This is a genomic window from Streptomyces sp. NRRL B-1140 (assembly GCF_001280065.1).
GTDB lineage: Bacteria > Actinomycetota > Actinomycetes > Streptomycetales > Streptomycetaceae > Streptomyces.
Genome location: NZ_LGEA01000102.1, coordinates 1 through 19,647, shown reverse-complemented (window position 1 = coordinate 19,647; position 19,647 = coordinate 1). Strand labels below are relative to the sequence as shown.

Here is a 19,647-nt window from a genome sequence, read left to right as displayed (position 1 = left end):
GCATCATCCACCCGGGCGGGCCGGTTGTACGGCTTCCAGGAGCCCGGCGAGTTCCACGAGGTCCGTGCCGGTGAGGCGGGGCAGGGCGCAGCCGGAGAGGGTGCGGCAGCTCTCCCGCCAGGACCCGGGGACGCACGCGCCGCCGCCCAGCGCGCCGGTGAGGGCGCCGGCCAGGGCCGGGGCGGAGTCCGCGACGCGGGACAGGCAGGCCGCCGCGGGGATCGCGTCCGCGATGCGGCCGCGGGCGGCGGTGGCCAGGGCGAGGGCGACCGGGACGGTCTCGGCGGCGGCGATGCCGTAGCTGTAGACGTGGTCGACGATCTGGTGTTCCAGGGGTGGGACCAGGGCGAAGGCACTGTCCGCTGCGGCGGCGAGCCGCAGGGCGTGCCGGGCGTTGCGGCCGATCTCCGTCTTCTCGGGCAGTTCGGCGAGGGCCGCGGTGACGCAGGCGTCGACGTCCGCACCGGCCAGGGCGAGGGAGAGCGCGGCAGCCATCGCGCGGGCGCCGTGGACGCCGTCGCCGTCCTGGGTGTAGCGGGCGTCGAACTCCGCCAGGTCTGCGGCGCTGCGGGGATCTCCGGGGTGGGCCACGGCCAGGACGCAGGCGCGTACGCAGGCGGCGTCGTCGAAGTAGTGCGGGTTGTCGTGGCCGGTGGCGGGCGGACGCAGGCCGGTGGCGAGGTTGCCGAGGCCGGCGCGGACGGAGATGCGGGCGCGCAGGGGGAGGACGGCGGACTCGATCTCGGGGGCGCGGTCCGCCGCGGCGGCGACCTCGGCGGCGAGGGCGTTCCAGGTGAGGTCGATGGCGGCTCGGGCCCGGCGGTCGCGGCTGAGGTCGTTCAGGACGGTGTCGTCGCCTGCGCGCAGGAGGGCTTCCGCAGCGAAGGCCGCCCATTCGGCGTCGTCGGAGGGGCCGAGGTGCAGGGGCTCGGGGGGCTGGTTCAGGGCGATGGGGACGGGGAGGGTGGTCGTGGCGTTCTGTTCGGCGAAGGTGTCCAGTTCGCGGGTGAGGCGGCGGGTCCAGTCGGGCATGCGGGCGGCTCTGTGCCGGGCCGCGGGCCAGCCGGCGGCGTCGCCGGCGGCGAGTCCGAGCAGGAGGCCTTCGGCGCGTCTCGGGGCCTCGGCTTCGCCTTCGGCCCGTGTGTCTCCCGCCCGCGCACCGCCCGTAACTGTCACCCGAGGGGTCCTGGTCTCCTGTGGGGCGCGCTCACCGTCGGCGGGTGCCGGTGCGTGCGTTGTCATGCGAGGGCCTCCGTTCCGTCGTTCGGCAGGAGGGAGTCCGCCGGTGTCAGCAGGTCCGCCACGTCCAGGACGTGGTAGCCGGCCATCGCCGGGAGGCATCTGCCGTGAACCGGGCCGATGGCGGCCGCCCAGGCCTGCGGGACCGCCGACTCGCCCCGCGTCGCGCCCGCCAGTGCTCCCGCCACCGCCGCCGTCGTGTCCGCGTCGCGGCCCATGTTCACGGCCGTCAGGACCGACTGTTCGAAGTCGCCGTCGGCCGCCGCGTACGCGCCGAAGGCGAGGGCGACGGCCTCGGGGGCCAGATCGGTCCAGGGGTAGCCGCCGATGACGACCGCGGAGCGGACCGCGCGTTCGCCGTGGTGGGCGACGGCGACCGCGCGGCGCAGGCTGCGGGCCGTCCAGGAGTCGTCGGGGAGGACCGCGAGGGCCGCCGCCACCACCGCGTCCGGCGGCGCGCCCGCCATGGCCGCCGCGACACCCGCGGCCACGGCCCGGCCGCCGTGGATGCCCTCGCCGTCATGGCTCACCGAGCCGTCGATCGCGACCAGCCGGGCCGCCTCCGCCGGGCGGCCCGCGGCGAACACGCCGAAGGGTGCCGCGCGCATGGCCAGGCCGTCGCTCCAGGCATGCCGGTGCTGGGCGGAGATCGGGGCGGCCAGGCCCCGGCGGAGGTTCTCCAGGGTGCCGCGTTCGCTGAACCCGGCGCCCCGGAAGGGGCCCTCGTCACGGTCGGCGATCCACTCGTGCCAGGCCGCTTCCACATGGCCCGGGGTGAGCGCGGAGCCGTGCCGGGCCAGCAGCAGCCCGGAGAAGATCGCGTACTCGGTGTCATCCGTGCCGGACGGGTTATCAGAGACGTACCCGGTGATGCGGCCCCACCGGGCGCGGATCTCGGAGGGCTTCATGTTCTCGGCCGGGGCCCCGAGCGCGTCACCGACGGCCAGGCCCAGCAGTGCGCCCCGTGCCCGTGCCCGGAGCCCGATCGATGCCATGGGGGATGTGTCCCACTGCGATGACTCCGCCGAGCCTCACGAGCCTCAGCATCACCCGGTCGACATCTGCGCACCATGTTGATCAAGTGAGCGGATGACGGTAAAACCGCAGGTTAGCGCAGCCTTTCCTTGCTGGCGGTGATGGAATTCGGGGCGTAGTTTTGGTGTTGTAAAACTCTGGAACGTGTCCAAAGAGCAGTCCGTGGACGGGGAGTGGGGTTCTTTTCATGGCCATCATCGAGACCGAGGCGACGCTGCACGAGGCGCACCGGGACAACCACACGCACCGGGACGTGAACGGCGGCTGGCTGCGTCCCGCGGTCTTCGGCGCGATGGACGGCCTCGTCTCCAACCTCGCCCTGATGACCGGCGTCGCGGGCGGTGCGGTCAGTCAGCACACCGTCGTCCTCAGTGGACTCGCGGGCCTGGCCGCCGGCGCCTTCTCCATGGCCGCCGGCGAGTACACCTCCGTCGCCTCGCAGCGCGAGCTCGTCGAGGCCGAGCTGGACGTGGAGCGCCGCCAGCTGCGCAAGCACCCCAAGGACGAGGAGGCCGAGCTCGCCGCGCTCTACGAGTCGAGGGGCGTCGAGCCGGGGCTGGCCCGCGAGGTCGCGCGGCAGCTGTCGAAGGATCCCGAGCAGGCGCTGGAGATCCACGCCCGGGAGGAACTGGGCATCGACCCCGGCGATCTGCCCTCGCCCACCGTGGCCGCGGTGTCCAGCTTCGGCTCCTTCGCGCTCGGCGCGCTGATTCCCGTCGCGCCCTATCTGCTGGGGGCGAGCAGCATGTGGCCGGCCGTGCTGCTGGCGCTGCTCGGACTCTTCCTGTGCGGCGCGGTGGTGGCCAAGGTGACGGCGCGGACCTGGTGGTACAGCGGGCTGCGGCAGCTGTTGCTGGGAGGCGCGGCGGCCGGTGTGACGTACGCCCTGGGCACCGTGTTCGGAACGGCCGTAGGATAGCGCGGCTCGGACCTATGCAAGGGACTGCATAGGTAGTCGTTACTCGTTGGTTTCGGATGTGCGACCACCGGGCATGAGCCGTAAGCGCTGCGGGCAACGACGCCCGCCGCGCACCCCGGCGGGTCGGGCGAAGACGCCTGCCCCGCCCCCCGGGCCCTACGCAGACCGATCTGACCCGATCGTTTCGTGCGGTCCCTCCACAGCTTCCACTGCTGGCGCGGTACCCCCGCCGCGCACCCGCAGTGTCCGCATGCTGGAACGGATTATCCCGGTTCCCGAGAACCGCTCCATCATGTAACCTGCACGAAATTTTGCGATCACGCGAGGGCCAACGTCGTCCCTCGGCACTTTTGCATATGCCACAGACGACGACGGGAGAGCCGATGCGTACGCCGCGCCAGCCGTCCCAGCATTCCGCGAACGGCCAGAATTGGTCGTTCATGGATGCTCGCCCTGCTGCGCAGGGTATGTACGACCCCCGCAACGAGCACGACGCCTGCGGCGTCGGCTTCGTCGCCACCCTCACCGGCGAGGCGTCCCACACCCTGGTGGAACAGGCTCTGACCGTTCTGCGCAACCTCGAACACCGCGGCGCCACCGGCTCCGAGCCCGACTCGGGTGACGGCGCCGGCATCCTGTCGCAGGTCCCGGACGCCTTCTTCCGGGACGTGGCCGGATTCGAACTGCCCGACGCCGGTTCCTACGCCGTCGGTATCGCCTTCCTGCCGGAGGACTCCACCGCCGAGGCCGTCTCGCAGATCGAGACCATCGCGGCCGACGAGGGCCTGACCGTCCTCGGCTGGCGCGAGGTGCCGGTCGCCCCCCAGCTGCTGGGTGCCACCGCCCGGTCGACCATGCCGGTCTTCCGCCAGATCTTCGTCGCCGACGGCACGTCGGAGGGGATCGCCCTCGACCGCAAGGCCTTCGTGCTGCGCAAGCGCGCCGAGCGCGAGGCCGGCGTCTACTTCCCGTCGCTGTCCGCGCGGACCATCGTCTACAAGGGCATGCTGACCACCGGCCAGCTGGAGCCCTTCTTCCCGGACCTGTCCGACCGCCGCTTCGCCTCCGCGATCGCGCTCGTGCACTCCCGGTTCTCGACGAACACGTTCCCCTCGTGGCCGCTGGCCCACCCCTACCGCTTCGTCGCGCACAACGGTGAGATCAACACCGTCAAGGGCAACCGCAACTGGATGGTGGCCCGCGAGTCGCAGCTGGTCTCCGACCTGTTCGGCTCCGACGACAAGGCCATCGACCGGATCTTCCCGGTCTGCACGCCGGACGCCTCCGACTCCGCCTCCTTCGACGAGGTCCTCGAACTCCTGCACCTGGGCGGCCGTTCCCTGCCGCACTCCGTGCTGATGATGATCCCCGAGGCGTGGGAGAACCACGACTCCATGGACCCGGCCCGGCGCGCCTTCTACCAGTTCCACTCCACGATGATGGAGCCCTGGGACGGCCCGGCCTGTGTCACCTTCACCGACGGCACCCAGGTCGGCGCGGTCCTCGACCGCAACGGCCTGCGCCCCGGCCGTTACTGGGTCACCGACGACGGCCTCGTCGTCCTCGGCTCCGAGGTCGGCGTCCTCGACATCGACCCCGCCAAGGTGGTCCGCAAGGGCCGTCTCCAGCCGGGCCGTATGTTCCTCGTCGACACCGTCGAGCACCGCATCATCGAGGACGACGAGATCAAGGCCGGCCTCGCCGCCGAGCAGCCCTACGCCGAGTGGCTGGAGGCCGGGGAGATCGAGCTCTCCGACCTGCCCGAGCGCGAGCACATCGTGCACACGCACGCCTCGGTCACCCGCCGCCAGCAGACCTTCGGCTACACCGAGGAGGAGCTGCGCGTCCTCCTCGCGCCGATGGCCAAGGCCGGTGCCGAGCCGATCGGCTCGATGGGCACCGACTCGCCGATCGCCGCGCTGTCGGACCGCCCGCGTCTGCTCTTCGACTACTTCACCCAGCTGTTCGCGCAGGTCACCAACCCGCCGCTGGACGCCATCCGCGAGGAACTGGTCACCTCCCTGCGCTCGTCGCTGGGCCCCCAGGGCAACCTGCTCGACCCGACCGCGGCCTCCTGCCGCAGCGTCCTGCTGCCCTTCCCGGTGATCGACAACGACGAGCTGGCCAAGCTCATCCACATCAACGCAGACGGCGACATGCCCGGCTTCAAGGCCGCGACGCTCTCCGGCCTGTACCGGGTGCACGGCGGCGGTGACGCGCTGGCCGCGCGCATCGAGGAGATCTGCGCCGAGGCCGACGCCGCCATCGAGAACGGCGCCCGCCTGATCGTCCTGTCGGACCGCCACTCGGACGCCGAGCACGCCCCGATCCCGTCGCTGCTGCTCACCGCGGCCGTCCACCACCACCTCATCCGCACCAAGCAGCGCACCCAGGTGGGCCTGCTGGTCGAGGCCGGTGACGTCCGCGAGGTCCACCACGTCGCCCTGCTCATCGGCTACGGCGCCGCCGCCGTCAACCCGTACCTGGCGATGGAGTCCGTCGAGGACCTGGTCCGCGCCGGCACCTTCCTGCCCGGCGTCGAGCCCGAGAAGGCCATCCGCAACCTCATCTACGCCCTCGGCAAGGGCGTGCTGAAGGTCATGTCCAAGATGGGCATCTCGACCGTCGCCTCCTACCGCGGCGCCCAGGTCTTCGAGGCCGTCGGTCTCGACGACGCCTTCGTCGAGAAGTACTTCAACGGCACGGCCACCAAGATCGGCGGTGTCGGCATCGACGTCGTCGCCAAGGAGGTCGCCGCCCGGCACGCCAAGGCCTACCCGGCCTCCGGCATCGCCCCGGCGCACCGCGCGCTGGAGATAGGCGGCGAGTACCAGTGGCGCCGCGAGGGCGAGCCGCACCTGTTCGACCCGGAGACGGTCTTCCGCCTCCAGCACTCCACGCGCTCCGGCCGCTACGACATCTTCAAGAAGTACACCGAGCGCGTGAACGAGCAGTCCGAGCGCCTCATGACGCTCCGCGGGCTCTTCGGCTTCAAGTCGGACCGGCAGCCGATCTCCATCGACGAGGTCGAGCCGGTCTCCGAGATCGTCAAGCGCTTCTCCACCGGCGCCATGTCGTACGGCTCCATCTCCCAGGAGGCGCACGAGACCCTCGCCATCGCCATGAACCAGCTGGGCGGCAAGTCCAACACCGGTGAGGGTGGCGAGGACGCGGAGCGCCTGTACGACCCGGCGCGCCGGTCGTCCATCAAGCAGGTCGCCTCCGGCCGCTTCGGTGTGACCTCCGAGTACCTGGTCAACTCCGACGACATCCAGATCAAGATGGCCCAGGGCGCCAAGCCCGGCGAGGGCGGTCAGCTGCCCGGCCACAAGGTCTACCCGTGGGTCGCCAAGACCCGTCACTCGACCCCGGGTGTCGGTCTGATCTCCCCGCCGCCGCACCACGACATCTACTCCATCGAGGACCTCGCCCAGCTGATCCACGACCTGAAGAACGCGAACCCGCAGGCGCGGATTCACGTGAAGCTGGTCTCCGAGGTCGGCGTCGGCACGGTCGCGGCGGGTGTGTCCAAGGCGCACGCGGACGTCGTCCTGATCTCCGGCCACGACGGAGGCACGGGCGCCTCGCCGCTCACCTCGCTGAAGCACGCCGGCGGTCCCTGGGAGCTCGGCCTCGCCGAGACCCAGCAGACGCTGCTGCTCAACGGCCTGCGCGACCGCATCGTCGTGCAGACCGACGGCCAGTTGAAGACCGGCCGTGACGTGGTCATCGCCGCGCTGCTCGGCGCCGAGGAGTTCGGTTTCGCGACCGCGCCGCTCGTCGTCTCCGGCTGCGTCATGATGCGCGTCTGCCACCTCGACACCTGCCCGGTCGGCATCGCCACGCAGAACCCGGTCCTGCGCGAGCGCTACTCCGGCAAGGCCGAGTACGTCGTGAACTTCTTCCAGTACATCGCCGAAGAGGTCCGCGAGATCCTCGCCGAGCTGGGCTTCCGCTCCATCGAGGAGGCCGTCGGCCACGCCGAGACGCTCGACGTGACCCGCGCGGTCGACCACTGGAAGGCCCAGGGCCTGGACCTGGAGCCGCTGTTCCACGTGCCCGAGCTGCCCGAGGGCGCGGTGCGTCACCAGCTGATCGAACAGGACCACGGTCTGGAGAAGGCGCTCGACAACCAGCTGATCAAGCTGGCCTCGGACGCGCTCGCCGCTTCCGGCGCCACCGACGCCCAGCCGGTGCGCGCCCAGGTGCAGATCCGCAACATCAACCGCACGGTCGGCACCATGCTCGGCCACGAGGTGACGAAGAAGTTCGGTGGCGCGGGCCTGCCCGACGACACCATCGACATCACCTTCACCGGCTCCGCGGGCCAGTCCTTCGGCGCCTTCGTGCCCAGCGGTGTCACGCTCCGACTGGAGGGCGACGCCAACGACTACGTCGGCAAGGGCCTCTCCGGCGGCCGGATCGTGGTCCGCCCGGACCGCGCGGCCGACCACCTCGCCGAGTACAGCGTCATCGCCGGCAACACCATCGGCTACGGCGCCACCGGCGGCGAGATGTTCCTGCGCGGCAAGGTCGGCGAGCGGTTCTGCGTCCGCAACTCCGGTGCCACGGTCGTCTCCGAGGGCGTGGGCGACCACGGCTGCGAGTACATGACCGGTGGTCACGCGGTGGTGCTCGGCGAGACCGGCCGCAACTTCGCGGCCGGCATGTCCGGCGGTATCGCGTACGTGATCGACCTGGACCGCGACAACGTCAACGTCGGCAACCTGGACGCCGTCGAGGCGCTGGACGACACCGACAAGCAGTGGCTGCACGACGTGGTCCGACGCCACCACGAGGAGACCGGCTCGACCGTGGCCGAGAAGCTCCTGGGCGAGTGGGACACCGCCGTCGAGCGCTTCAGCAGGATCATCCCCAGCACGTACAAGGCAGTGCTCGCCGCCAAGGAAGCCGCCGAGCGAGCCGGTCTGTCCGAGACCGAGACCCACGAGAAGATGATGGAGGCGGCGATCAATGGCTGACCCGAAGGGCTTCCTGAACCACGGGCGCGAGGTCGCCAAGTCCCGCCCCGTCGAGGAGCGCGTCAAGGACTGGAACGAGGTCTACGTCCCCGGCTCCCTGCTGCCGATCATCAGCAAGCAGGCCAGCCGCTGCATGGACTGCGGCATCCCGTTCTGCCACAACGGCTGTCCGCTCGGGAACCTCATCCCCGAGTGGAACGACTACGCCTACCGCGAGGACTGGGCCGCCGCCTCGGAGCGTCTGCACGCGACGAACAACTTCCCGGAGTTCACGGGCCGCCTGTGCCCCGCTCCCTGCGAGTCGGCCTGTGTGCTCGGCATCAACCAGCCGGCCGTCACCATCAAGAACGTCGAGGTCTCGATCATCGACAAGGCGTGGGAGACCGGGGACGTCGCCCCGCAGATCCCCGAGCGCCTGTCCGGCAAGACCGTCGCCGTCGTCGGCTCGGGCCCGGCCGGTCTCGCCGCCGCCCAGCAGCTGACCCGCGCCGGCCACACCGTCGCCGTCTACGAGCGCGCGGACCGCATCGGAGGCCTCCTCCGCTACGGCATCCCCGAGTTCAAGATGGAGAAGCGGCACATCAACCGCCGTATCGAGCAGATGCGCGCGGAGGGCACCCGCTTCCGCACGGGCATCGAGATCGGCCGCGACCTGAAGGCCACGGACCTGAAGAAGCGCTACGACGCGGTCGTCCTGGCCGTCGGCGCCACCACGGCCCGCGACCTGCCGGTGCCCGGCCGCGAGCTCAAGGGCATCTACCAGGCCATGGAGTACCTGCCGCTGGCCAACAAGGTCCAGGAGGGCGACTACGTCACCACTCCGCTGTCGGCCGAGGGCAAGCACGTCGTGGTCATCGGCGGCGGCGACACCGGCGCGGACTGCGTGGGCACCGCCCACCGCCAGGGCGCGGCCTCCGTCACGCAGCTGGAGATCATGCCCCGCCCGGGCGAGGAGCGGAACGCCGCCTCCCAGCCCTGGCCGACCTTCCCGATGCTGTACAAGGTCACCTCGGCGCACGAGGAGGGCGGCGAGCGGGTCTACTCCGTCTCGACGACCCACTTCGAGGGCGACGAGGACGGCAACGTCCAGTGGCTGCACCTCACCGAGGTGGAGTTCATCGACGGCAAGCTCACCCCGAAGCCGGGCTCCGAGCGCAAGATCCCCGCGCAGCTGGTGACCCTCGCGATGGGCTTCACCGGCACCGACCGGGAGAACGGCCTGGTCGAGCAGTTCGGCCTGGAGCTCGACGAGCGCGGCAACATCGCCCGCGACGCCGACTTCCGGACCAACGTGCCGGGTGTGTTCGTCGCCGGTGACGCCGGCCGCGGCCAGTCGCTCATCGTCTGGGCGATCGCCGAGGGCCGCTCGGCGGCGCGCGGAGTGGACCGCGCGCTCACGGGCGCCAGCGAGCTGCCGGCGCCGATCCGTCCCACGGACCGCGCGCTGATGGTCTGACCGCACCGCACAAGACGTCCCGTACAAAGGCGTACGGAACACTGACGGCGCCTGCCCCACAGTCCCCGACCGGACGCCCGGGCAGGCGCTGTCGCACGTCCTCAGCCGCTCTCGCCGTCGTTCCCGCCCGTGTTCTCGTCCGGCCGCACCTGGATGTGGTCCTCGGCCAGCTCCAGCAGCACCCGGTCCGCCATGCCCAGGGCAGCCGTGTACTCGGCCGGCAGCTGAAGCCGGCCCGTGCGGTCGAGCATCGCGTACTCACGCGCCACGAGGGACTCCCGGCCCGTCTCGTCCAGTCCTTCGGGCTCATCCCCATCCTCACCGCCGCCGAGAACGTGGGCGTGCCGCTGAGACTGCGCCGGGCCGAGCCACGGGAACGGGAGGAGCGGGTGGCGATGCTGCTGGCCCTGGTGGGGCTGGCCGGACACGAGACACAGCGGCCCGCCGAGCTCTCCGGCGGGCAGCAGCAGCGGGTCGCCATCGCCCGGGCCCTCGCCAACCGTCCGGCCCTGCTGCTCGCCGACGAGCCGACCGGTCAGCTCGACGCGGCCACCGGCCTGGCGGTGATGGAGCTGCTGCGCGCCGTGGTCCGCAGCGAGGGCGTCACGGCCCTCGTCGCCACCCACGACCCCCAACTCCTCGGCCTCGCCGACCGGGTGCTGGAACTGAGTGACGGAGTGGTCGTCGAGCAGTGAGAGGATGCCGCCCATGGTCGCGATCGGTCTGAGCAAGGTCCAGGAGACCGCTCCCGCGCTGGTGAACCTCTACAAGAGCGCCGGGGTGTCCCTCGTGAAGCACGGGCTGGACGGGCTGCGGGCCGCGGTCTACCTCGTGGTCGACTACTCCGGCTCCATGAAGCCGTACTACATGGACGGCAGTGTGCAGGCGCTGGCCGACCGGGTCCTCGGGCTTTCGGCGCACTTGGACGACGACGGCACCGTGCCGGTCGTGTTCTTCTCCACCGACGTCGACGCCGAGACCGAGATCGCCCTGGCCGGCCACCAGGGGCGGATCGAGCGGATCGTCGCCGGGCTCGGGCACATGGGCAAGACCAGCTACCACCTGGCGATGGACGCCGTGATCGACCACTACCTCGACAGCGGCTCGACGGAGCCCGCCCTGGTGGTCTTCCAGACCGACGGCGGACCCATCAACAAGCTCGCCGCGGAACGCTACCTGTGCAAGGCGGCGAAACTGCCGCTGTTCTGGCAGTTCATCGGGTTCGGCGACCCGGACAGCAGGCAGTTCGACTTCTTGCGCAAGCTGGACGAGCTGGCCGTGCCCGGCAAGCGGGCCGTCGACAACGCCGGCTTCTTCCACGCCGGGCAGGACCCGCGCAAGGTCCCGGACGCCGACCTGTACGACCGGCTGGTGGGCGAGTTCCCGAAGTGGCTCGTGGCCGCACGGGCGCAGGGGATCGTCAAGGACCCCGGCGGCCGCTGAACCGGACCCGGCCCCCGGCCCGACCGCTCGACCGGGCCCCTCGCCTCCCTGGCCCAACCGCTCCTCCGCCCCGTTTGCGCGGCCGCGTCGCCGTGCCACGCTGGGAAGGATCCGACGGGGAGGCGACGACGTATGGGCGACGACGGCGCACGACGGGTGTACGGGACGGACTCCGTTCAGCGGAGGCCTCCCGCCGGCAGGGGCGAGAAGCTCGCCGACTGGGCCGACGGACGGCTCGGGCTCTTCGCCCTGGCCAAGGCCAACATGCGCAAGGTCTTCCCGGACCACTGGTCCTTCATGCTGGGCGAGGTCACCCTCTACAGCTTCGTCGTACTGATCCTCACCGGCGTCTACCTCACCCTGTTCTTCGAGCCCAGCATGCAGGAGGTCGCCTACAACGGGTCCTACACGGAGCTCAACGGCGTCCTCATGAGCAAGGCGTTCGAGTCCACGCTGGACATCAGCTTCGACGTGCGCGGCGGGCTGCTCATCCGGCAGATCCACCACTGGGCGGCGCTGGTCTTCATCACGGGCATGCTGGTGCACATGATGCGGGTGTTCTTCACGGGCGCCTTCCGCAAGCCGCGCGAGCTGAACTGGCTGTTCGGCTGGACCCTGCTGATGCTCGGCATCATCACCGGCCTGACCGGCTACTCCCTCCCCGACGACCTGCTGTCCGGCACCGGCATCCGCTTCGCGCAGGGCGCGATCCTGTCGATCCCGATCGTCGGGACGTACCTGTCGTTCTTCCTGTTCGGCGGGGAGTTCCCGGGCGAGGACATCATCTCGCGGCTCTATCCCGTCCACATCCTGCTGCTGCCCGGGATCATGCTGGGCCTGGTCACCGCCCATCTGATCCTGGTCTTCTACCACAAACACACCCAGTTCCCCGGCCCCGGACGCAAGGAGCGCTCGGTCGTCGGGATGCCGTTCCTGCCGGTCTACATGGCCAAGGCCGGCGGCTTCTTCTTCCTCGTCTTCGGTGTGCTGACGGTGATGGGCGCGGTCGCCCAGATCAACCCCGTGTGGGCCTTCGGCCCCTACCGCCCCGACCTGGTCACCACCGGCGCCCAGCCCGACTGGTACCTCGGCTTCTCCGAGGGCCTGATCCGGGTGATGCCGGGATGGGAGATCAACCTCTGGGGGCACACCCTCGTCCTCGGCGTGTTCATCCCCTTCTCGCTCTTCCCCCTCATCCTGCTCGCCCTCGGCCTCTACCCCTTCCTCGAAGCGTGGATCACCGGCGACAGACGCGAGCACCACATCCTCGACCGGCCGCGCAACGCGCCCGTGCGCACCGGCCTCGGCGTGGCCTGGCTGACCCTGTACGCGGTGCTGCTGATCGGCGGCGGCAACGACATCGTCGCCACCCATCTGCACCTGTCCATCAACGTGATCACCTGGTTCGTGCGGATCGGTGTCTTCGTGCTGCCGGCCGCCGCCTTCATCGTCACCAAGAAGATCTGCATGGGCCTGCAGCGCCGCGACCGCGCCAAGGTGCTGCACGGCAGGGAGACCGGCACCATCAGGCGGCTGCCGACCGGCGAGTACACCGAGGTCCACGAGCCCCTCACCCAGGGCGAGCTGTTCACGCTCACCCAGCACGAGCAGAACCCGCCCTACGAGATCGGGCCCGAGGTCGACGCGGGGGGTGTCCGCCGCAGAGTCAAACGGTCCGAGCGGCTGCGCGCCCGGCTGGCGAAGGCCATGTACGGGCCCGACGCACGGATCGAGAAGCCGACCGCGGAGCAGTACCGGGAGATCACCAGCGGCGACCACTCCCCCTGACGGCCGGGGCCCGGAACACCTTCCCGGCCTTCGCTACGTATCGCACTCCAGCACACTCCGGCACAGCGCACACCGCGCCCGGACCCGCCCGCGCACCGGCACCCTGATCCGCTGATGGCAGGTGGGGCAGGGGAACGACACCCGCAACCGCCCGCCCCCGTCGGGCGAGAACGCGTACGGCACCCCGGGCTGCGACGGACCCGCCGCAGCGTGCCGCCGGTCCCGGGCGTACCGCCGCCGACCCGCCCATCCCGCCGCCGTCAACGGCGGCTGCTGTCCGTCACGGCGAGCCAGCTCCCTCCCCTTCACATACGCCGTGTACGCCTGCGCGCTGGTGAACCACACCGCCGGGTCCTCCCCGAAGGCCAGCGCCCGCTTGGCCAGCACGTACCCGAACTCCTCCGGCGTGAGATACCCCAGCTTCTGCGACGACGCCCCGTCCTCCCGGTACGCGTCCAGCAGCAGCCACCCCGCACCCAGGTACGTCGTCACCGTGTCCGTGAGGATCTCGTTGTCCCGCACGCCCGGGAAGGACAGACCGAGGCGATGCAGGTACACATGCGTCACCTCGTGCGCGAGGGCCGCCCCGATGTCCCGCCGATGCGTACGGAACCGGTCGTTCAGCTCCACGAAGTACTCCGGCCCGGCCGTGAGCTCCACGTTCGCCGCGTGCCGCATCTCCCGGAAGCTCACGACCAGCCGCGCATCCGGCAACCGGTAGTGCCGCACCAGCTCGTGCGCCACCCGCTGCGCCCCCAGATACAGGTCGTCGGTGTCGCAGAACGCCACGTCGACGGGGAGCACGCTCGTCGCGAACGTCCGCACGGTGTCGTGGGACAGCCGCTTGTACAGCGCCGTGACGGCGGCCCGCACCGTCTCCAGATGCGGGTAGCCGTGCTCGACCGGCCCGTCGTTCGCCACGCCTCACCCCCAAGACGCCCCTGAACCCGGTTCCACTGTACGAGGACGCGCCCCGCCGCGGACGGGCCCGGCCACGGCGAAATCCGGTCGTCGCCCCGCGCATCCGGGGCAGAATCCGGGCCGTGACCAGCGAACAGCACACCGCCGCCGGCTCCCTCCGCGCGGGCGGCCGGGACGACGCCCTCGAACAGCGGCTCGACGAGGAGCTGACCGCCCTCAACACCGCCGCCGCCGACGGGGCCGTCACCGAGCCCCTCTCCGTCCGTGCCACCGACCCCAGCGGCGACCTGATCGGCGGGCTCACCGCCTGGACCTGGGGCACCCTGTGCTCGGTGGACATGCTCTGGGTGCGCGAGGGCCAGCGGCACTCCGGGTGGGGCGGCCGGCTGATGCGCGCCGCGCAGGACGAGGCCGTCCGACGCGGCTGCACCGACATGATCGTCTCCACCTACAGTTTCCAGGCACCCGGCTTCCACCCGAGGCTCGGCTTCCGGGAACGGGCCCGCATCGCAGGCGTCCCCGGCGGCCACGAGGACGTCTGCTTCCACAAGCGGCTCTCACCGCCGAGGGATGAGACGCCCTTCGGTCACCGGCCGTGATCCCCGTAGGCTGACGCCCCATGACCAGCAACACCGGTTCCCCCGACGTCGACCCCGCCGTCCGCGAAGAGCTCGCCCGGCTGCGCGACAGCATCGACAACATCGACGCCGCGGTCGTCCACATGCTCGCCGAGCGTTTCAAGTGCACCCAGCAGGTCGGCCACCTCAAGGCCCGGCACCAGCTGCCGCCCGCCGACCCGGCCCGCGAGGCCCGCCAGATCGCCCGGCTGCGCGCCCTCGCCGAGAACGCCAAACTCGACCCGGCCTTCGCCGAGAAGTTCCTGAACTTCATCGTCGCCGAGGTCATCCGCCATCACGAGCGCATCGCCGACGAGGCGCTCAACGGCGCCGCCCCAGGCGGCAACTGACGTCGCGCACGCCCCGGGGGAGTGACACGGCGGCCCGCTCGGGGCATGCTGCGCTGTACACAGCACGTCAGCTGACGAGCACTGCGCGTCAGCATCCCGGGCTACTCTGGTCCTCCACGAGGGAGGGGCGTGGGGCCATGCCGTCGGATACCAGGATCCTCATCGTCGACGACCACGAGGACACGCTGTACGCGCTCGAAAGCGCCCTGGCCCCGCTGGGCTACCTGCTCGGCCGGGCCACCAGTGGCGACGAGGCACTCAAGCAGGTGCTCCGCGGCCAGGTGGGCCTGCTGCTGCTCGACGTGCGCATGCCCGGCGTCGGCGGACTCGAGGTCGTGCGCTACATGCGGCGCGTGGAGCAGACCCAGCACATCCCGGTCATCCTGCTCACCGGCTTCGGCGCCGACCACGAACTGACCACGACCGCCTTCCGGCTCGGCGTCGCCGACCTCGTCATGAAGCCCGTCGACCCCTGGGCCCTGCGCACCAAGGTGCGCTACCTCTACGACGCCCACCGGCGCCATCTCGCCCTGGAACGCGAGGTGCGCCGCCTGCGCGCCCTCGCGGGGGAGCACACCGAGACCGCCGCCCACCCCGCACACCCCGCGCGCCCCGGACTGCCCCATCCCGACGCGCGCGTACCCACGCAGCGGCCCGACGGGGCGCACGCCGGGGAGCTCGAAAAGGACCGCACCTAGACCGGACATTGGGCACGTACCGATCCGCCTCTGTGCCCTGCCCACGCCATCAGGCAGCATGTCTCGCATGTCCGTACTGACGCGCGACGAAGCGCAGACCCGAGCAGAGCTCCTCGACGTCCACCACTACACGATCGAACTCGACCTGACCGGCGGAGACGAGACCTTCGGCTCCCGCACCACGATCAGGTTCGCTGCCCGCGTGGACGGGGACACCTTCGTCGAGCTCAAGCCCGCCGAGCTGCGCTCCGTCACCCTCGACGGACACCCCCTGGACCCGGAGACGCTGGACGGCAACCGCCTCGCCCTGCCGCACCTCACCGCCGGCGAGCACGAACTGCACGTGGACGCGACGATGCGCTACTCCCGCACCGGCGAGGGCATGCACCGCTTCACCGACCCCACCGACGGCGAGACCTACGTCTACACCCAGCTGTTCATGGACGACGTCCAGCGCGTCTTCGCCGCCTTCGACCAGCCCGACCTGAAGGCCGTCTTCGCACTGTCCGTCACGGCCCCGCCCCGCTGGACCGTCCTCGCCAACGGCATCGCCGAACAGACCGACGGCGTATGGAAGGCGGCCACCACACCGCGCATCTCCACCTACCTGGTCGCCGTCGCCGCGGGCCCCTGGCACTCCGTGCGCACCGAACACCGCGGCCTGCCCTTCGGCCTGCACTGCCGCCGCTCCCTCGCCCCCTACCTGGACGCCGACGCCGACGAACTCCTCGACATCACCCGCGCCTGCTTCGACCGCTACCACGAGAAGTTCGACGAGCCCTACCCGTTCGACTCCTACGACCAGGCCTTCGTCCCCGAGTTCAACGCGGGCGCCATGGAGAACCCGGGCCTGGTCACCTTCCGCGACGAATTCGTCTACCGCTCCGCCGTCACCGACACCGAACGCCAGACCCGCGCCATGGTCATCGCCCACGAAATGGCCCACATGTGGTTCGGCGACCTCGTCACCCTCAAGTGGTGGGACGACATCTGGCTGAACGAGTCCTTCGCCGAGTACATGGGCTACCAGACCCTCACCGAAGCCACCCGCTTCACCGACACCTGGACCGACTTCGGCGTCACCCGCAAGTCCTGGGGCTACGACGCCGACCAGCGCCCCTCCACCCACCCCGTCGCCCCCGACGCCGTCGACGACACCGCCTCCGCGCTGCTCAACTTCGACGGCATCTCCTACGCCAAGGGCGCCAGCGCACTGCGGCAACTGGTCGCCTGGCTCGGCGAGAAGGACTTCCTCGCCGGCATCAACACCCACTTCGCCCGGCACAAGTACGGCAACGCCACCCTCGCCGACTTCATCGACAACCTCGCCGGCGCCACCGACCGCGACGTCCACGCCTGGGCCGACGCCTGGCTGCGCACCACCGGCGTCGACACCCTCACCCCGCGCATCACCCCCGGCGAGCACGGCACCTGCGCCCTCACCGTCGACCGCGCCGGCAGCCGCCCGCACCGCGTCGCCGCCGGCCTCTACGACCGCGACCTCGGCGACGACGGCGGTCAGCTCGTCCTGCGCGAACGCCTCCACCTGGACCTCCCGCACACCGAAGCCCACCCCATCGGCAAGCGGCCCGCCCTGCTCCTCCTCAACGACGGCGACCTCACCTACGCCAAGGTCCGCTTCGACCCCGAGTCCTTCGAGACCGTCCGCAAGGACCTGTCCGGACTGCCCGAACCGCTCACCCGAGCGGTCGTGTGGAACGCCCTGCGGGACGCCGTCCGCGACGGCGAACTCGCCCCCCACGCCTACCTGGAGACCGCCCGCATCCACCTCCCGCTGGAGACGGACCTCGCCATCGTCCAGGGCGTGCTCGCCTTCGCCACCACGTACATCGCCGACCGCTACCTCACCCCCGAGGAGCGGCCCGCCGCACTCGCCACCCTCTCCGAACTGTGCCGCGACCTCATCCGCCGCACCGAGGACGGCGACAACCCCGGCCTGCGCCTGATCGCCGTACGCCACCGCATCGACGTGGCCGCCCACCCCGACACCATCGCCGCCTGGCTCGCCGACGGCACCGTCCCCGGCGGCCCCGAACTCGACCCCGAGCTGCGCTGGCGCGTACTCGCCCGGCTCGCCGTCCTCGGCGCGACCGACGAGGCCGCCATCACCGCCGAACTGGAACGCGACCCGAGCGCCACCGGCCAGGAAGGCGCCGCCCGCTGCCGCGCCGCCCTGCCCGACCCCGAGGCCAAGGCCCGCGCCTGGGAGACCCTGTTCGGCACCGACGACCTCTCCACCTACCTCTTCACCGCCACCGCCCGCGGCTTCTGGCAGCCCGAACAGGCCGACCTGGTACATGAATACGTCGGGCGGTACTACGCCGACGCGGTCGCCCTCGCCGACCGCCGCGGCCCCGCCCTGGCGGAGGCGGCGGGCCGCTGGGCCTTCCCCGCACACGCCGTCGACGCCGACACCCTCCGCCTCGGCGAGGAATGCCTGCGCGACGCCGCCCCGATCCCCGCGCTGCGCCGCAAACTGGCCGACCAACTGGACGACCTGGCACGAGCGTTGCGGGTCCAGCGGGCCGGGGAGAACCAGGTGTATTGATCACGGGCGTCGTTGACGCGGAGCGGCGAGAGCCGGGGTCGGCGGGAACCGAGGCCGACTCCCGCACCGCTCCGCCGGGTTTCCCCTACGGGAGATACCTCCACCCGGGTCGGGTCGTTGAGCCGTGCGGGCGTCTCGCCCCGCGCCCCGGAGGTCAACCCCATGAGCACGCCGCCCCTCGCCTCAGGCCCCGAAGGCTCCCACGCCCTGCGGCCGCTGCTCGGCACCGTCCTCGAAGCGCTGGACACCGGCGCCCGGGCCAGGGGCGGGCCGCTGCCCGCGGGCGGACCCGACGCGGTCGCCGTCCGCCTGCGGGCGGCGGTGGGAGAGCTCCTGCCCGACCAGGGCGACCCCCACGCCCTGTCCACCCTGGTCCGTGCCTTCGCGGAAGGCGCCGCCGACCCGGCCCACCCCCTGTGCGCGGCCCACCTCCACTGCCCGCCCCTCGCCGTCGCCACCGCCGCCGACCTCGCCGCCTCGGCCCTCAACCCGTCCCTGGACTCCTGGGACCAGGCCCCGGCGGCCTCGGAGCTTAAGGCCCTGGCGGCAGGCGTGCTGGCACGGGAGATCTACCCGGAGAACGGCACGGCCGACGCCCTCGTCACCACCGGCGGCACCGAGTCCAACCAACTCGCCCTGCTCCTCGCCCGGGAAGCCCACGGCACATCCGTCCGGCTCGTGTGCGGAGCCAACGCCCACCATTCACTGCCCCGCGCCGCCTGGCTCCTCGGACTGCCCGAACCCGTCGTCGTACCCGCCCCGGGCGGCACACTCCACCCCGACGCGCTCGACCAGACCCTCACCGGCCTGACCGGCCCACTGCTCGTCGCCGCCACCGCCGGAACCACCGACGCCGGACGCATCGACCCGCTGCCCGAGATCGCCGCCCGCTGCGCCGCCCACGGCGCCCGGCTGCACATCGACGCCGCCTACGGCGGAGGCCTCCTCTTCAGCGACCTCCACCGGGCCCGCCTCACCGGACTCGACGCCGCCCATACCGTCACCCTCGACCTGCACAAACTCGGCTGGCAACCGGTCGCCGCCGGCCTCCTCGCCGTCCGGGACCCCCGCGACCTCGCCGCCCTGCGGCAGCACGCCGACTACCTCAACGCCGACGACGACACCGAGGCCGGACTTCCCGACCTGCTCGGCCGGTCCCTGCGGACCACCCGCCGCCCCGACGTCCTCAAACTCGCCGTCACCCTCAAGACCCTGGGACGCAGCGGCCTCGGAGCTCTCGTAGACCAGGTCTGCGCACACGCCCGGCAGTTCGCCGCCCTCGTCGACGCCCACCCCGGCTTCGAACTGCACACCCCGCCCGCCATCAGCACCGTGCTGTTCCGGCCCACCGGCGCCACCGACGCCATCGTGGCCGCCCTACGCCGCGCCCTGCTCACCGACGGCCGCGCCGTCCTCGGCCGGGCCCGCATCGACGGCCGGCTCTGGCTCAAGGCCACCCTCCTCAACCCCGCCACCGGGCCCGACGACCTGGCAGCCCTGCTGCACCTCGCGGCAGCGAGCCGAGCCACCCTCGTGGAAGGACACACCCCCCGGTGAACCCCGCACCCACCCCCCACCCCCACCCCCCCCGCCGCCCCCTCCCCATCCGCCTCCGCCCCCCCCACCCCCC

The 19,647-nt window shown here is 71.6% G+C and carries 13 protein-coding genes and 2 pseudogenes; 11 read left to right on the top strand and 4 right to left on the bottom strand.

The features are described 5' to 3' along the window. Positions 1-3: 3 nt before the first annotated feature. The gene (locus ADK65_RS20860) at positions 4-1,242 is read right to left on the bottom strand and encodes an ADP-ribosylglycohydrolase family protein (RefSeq protein ID WP_078956074.1); all 1,239 of its coding nucleotides are present in this window, start codon (positions 1,240-1,242) and stop codon (positions 4-6) included. Beyond that, positions 1,239-2,234 carry an ADP-ribosylglycohydrolase family protein gene (locus ADK65_RS20855; protein WP_053671848.1) on the bottom strand — a complete coding sequence of 332 codons (996 nt, stop codon included), beginning with the start codon at positions 2,232-2,234 and terminating at the stop codon, positions 1,239-1,241. Before ADK65_RS20855 ends, ADK65_RS20860 begins: the two co-directional genes overlap by 4 nt. A 227-nt stretch (positions 2,235-2,461) precedes the next feature. Between ADK65_RS20855 and ADK65_RS20850 the strand changes: the two genes are divergently transcribed. From ADK65_RS20850 to ADK65_RS20840, 3 genes are all read left to right on the top strand, one after another. Continuing rightward, positions 2,462-3,193: a VIT1/CCC1 transporter family protein gene (locus tag ADK65_RS20850; protein ID WP_053671847.1), complete on the top strand. Its 732-nt coding sequence runs from the start codon at positions 2,462-2,464 to the stop codon at positions 3,191-3,193. A gap of 383 nt (positions 3,194-3,576) precedes the next feature. Beyond that, positions 3,577-8,175: a glutamate synthase large subunit gene (gene gltB / locus ADK65_RS20845; protein ID WP_078956073.1), complete on the top strand. Its 4,599-nt coding sequence runs from the start codon at positions 3,577-3,579 to the stop codon at positions 8,173-8,175. Further along, entirely contained in the window at positions 8,168-9,631 is a 1,464-nt protein-coding gene (locus tag ADK65_RS20840; RefSeq protein ID WP_053671845.1) for a glutamate synthase subunit beta, read from the top strand. Before gltB ends, ADK65_RS20840 begins: the two co-directional genes overlap by 8 nt. Positions 9,632-9,732: 101 nt before the next feature. Here the strand turns inward: ADK65_RS20840 and ADK65_RS37290 are convergent. Next, positions 9,733-9,921 (bottom strand): annotated as a pseudogene (locus tag ADK65_RS37290) (ABC transporter ATP-binding protein); the annotation flags it as partial. On the opposite strand from ADK65_RS37290, the pseudogene ADK65_RS20835 reads away from it, so the two are divergent. The 3 genes and pseudogenes from ADK65_RS20835 to ADK65_RS20825 form a co-directional block, all read left to right on the top strand. Next, positions 9,919-10,326: pseudogene (locus tag ADK65_RS20835) on the top strand (ABC transporter ATP-binding protein); the annotation flags it as partial. The pseudogenes ADK65_RS37290 and ADK65_RS20835 overlap by 3 nt on opposite strands. 13 nt (positions 10,327-10,339) lie before the next feature. After that, a complete protein-coding gene (locus ADK65_RS20830; protein WP_053671844.1) occupies positions 10,340-11,074 on the top strand; it encodes a vWA domain-containing protein in 735 nt (244 codons plus the stop codon). 132 nt (positions 11,075-11,206) lie between these two features. Further along, positions 11,207-12,862: a cytochrome b gene (locus ADK65_RS20825; protein WP_053671843.1), complete on the top strand. Its 1,656-nt coding sequence runs from the start codon at positions 11,207-11,209 to the stop codon at positions 12,860-12,862. 33 nt (positions 12,863-12,895) lie between these two features. Here ADK65_RS20825 and ADK65_RS20820 read toward each other — a convergent pair whose 3' ends face one another. Beyond that, positions 12,896-13,783, bottom strand: a complete 888-nt coding sequence (locus tag ADK65_RS20820; RefSeq protein ID WP_053671842.1) for a hypothetical protein — start codon at positions 13,781-13,783, stop codon at positions 12,896-12,898. Between the two features lie 122 nt (positions 13,784-13,905). Between ADK65_RS20820 and ADK65_RS20815 the strand changes: the two genes are divergently transcribed. The 5 genes from ADK65_RS20815 (at position 13,906) to ADK65_RS20795 (ending at position 19,574) form a co-directional block, all read left to right on the top strand. Then, a complete protein-coding gene (locus tag ADK65_RS20815; protein WP_053671841.1) occupies positions 13,906-14,382 on the top strand; it encodes a GNAT family N-acetyltransferase in 477 nt (158 codons plus the stop codon). Positions 14,383-14,402: 20 nt separating this feature from the next. Further along, positions 14,403-14,750 (top strand): chorismate mutase, encoded by a 348-nt coding sequence (locus tag ADK65_RS20810; RefSeq protein ID WP_053671840.1) that lies wholly within the window; start codon positions 14,403-14,405, stop codon positions 14,748-14,750. 137 nt (positions 14,751-14,887) lie between these two features. After that, a complete protein-coding gene (locus tag ADK65_RS20805; RefSeq protein WP_053671839.1) occupies positions 14,888-15,448 on the top strand; it encodes a response regulator in 561 nt (186 codons plus the stop codon). 67 nt (positions 15,449-15,515) lie between these two features. Next, the gene (gene pepN, locus ADK65_RS20800; RefSeq protein WP_053671838.1) at positions 15,516-18,017 is read left to right on the top strand and encodes an aminopeptidase N; all 2,502 of its coding nucleotides are present in this window, start codon (positions 15,516-15,518) and stop codon (positions 18,015-18,017) included. A gap of 162 nt (positions 18,018-18,179) precedes the next feature. Beyond that, on the top strand, positions 18,180-19,574 hold the full coding sequence (locus tag ADK65_RS20795; protein WP_053671837.1) for a pyridoxal phosphate-dependent decarboxylase family protein: 1,395 nt from the start codon (positions 18,180-18,182) through the stop codon (positions 19,572-19,574). The last annotated feature ends 73 nt before the right edge of the window (positions 19,575-19,647 follow it).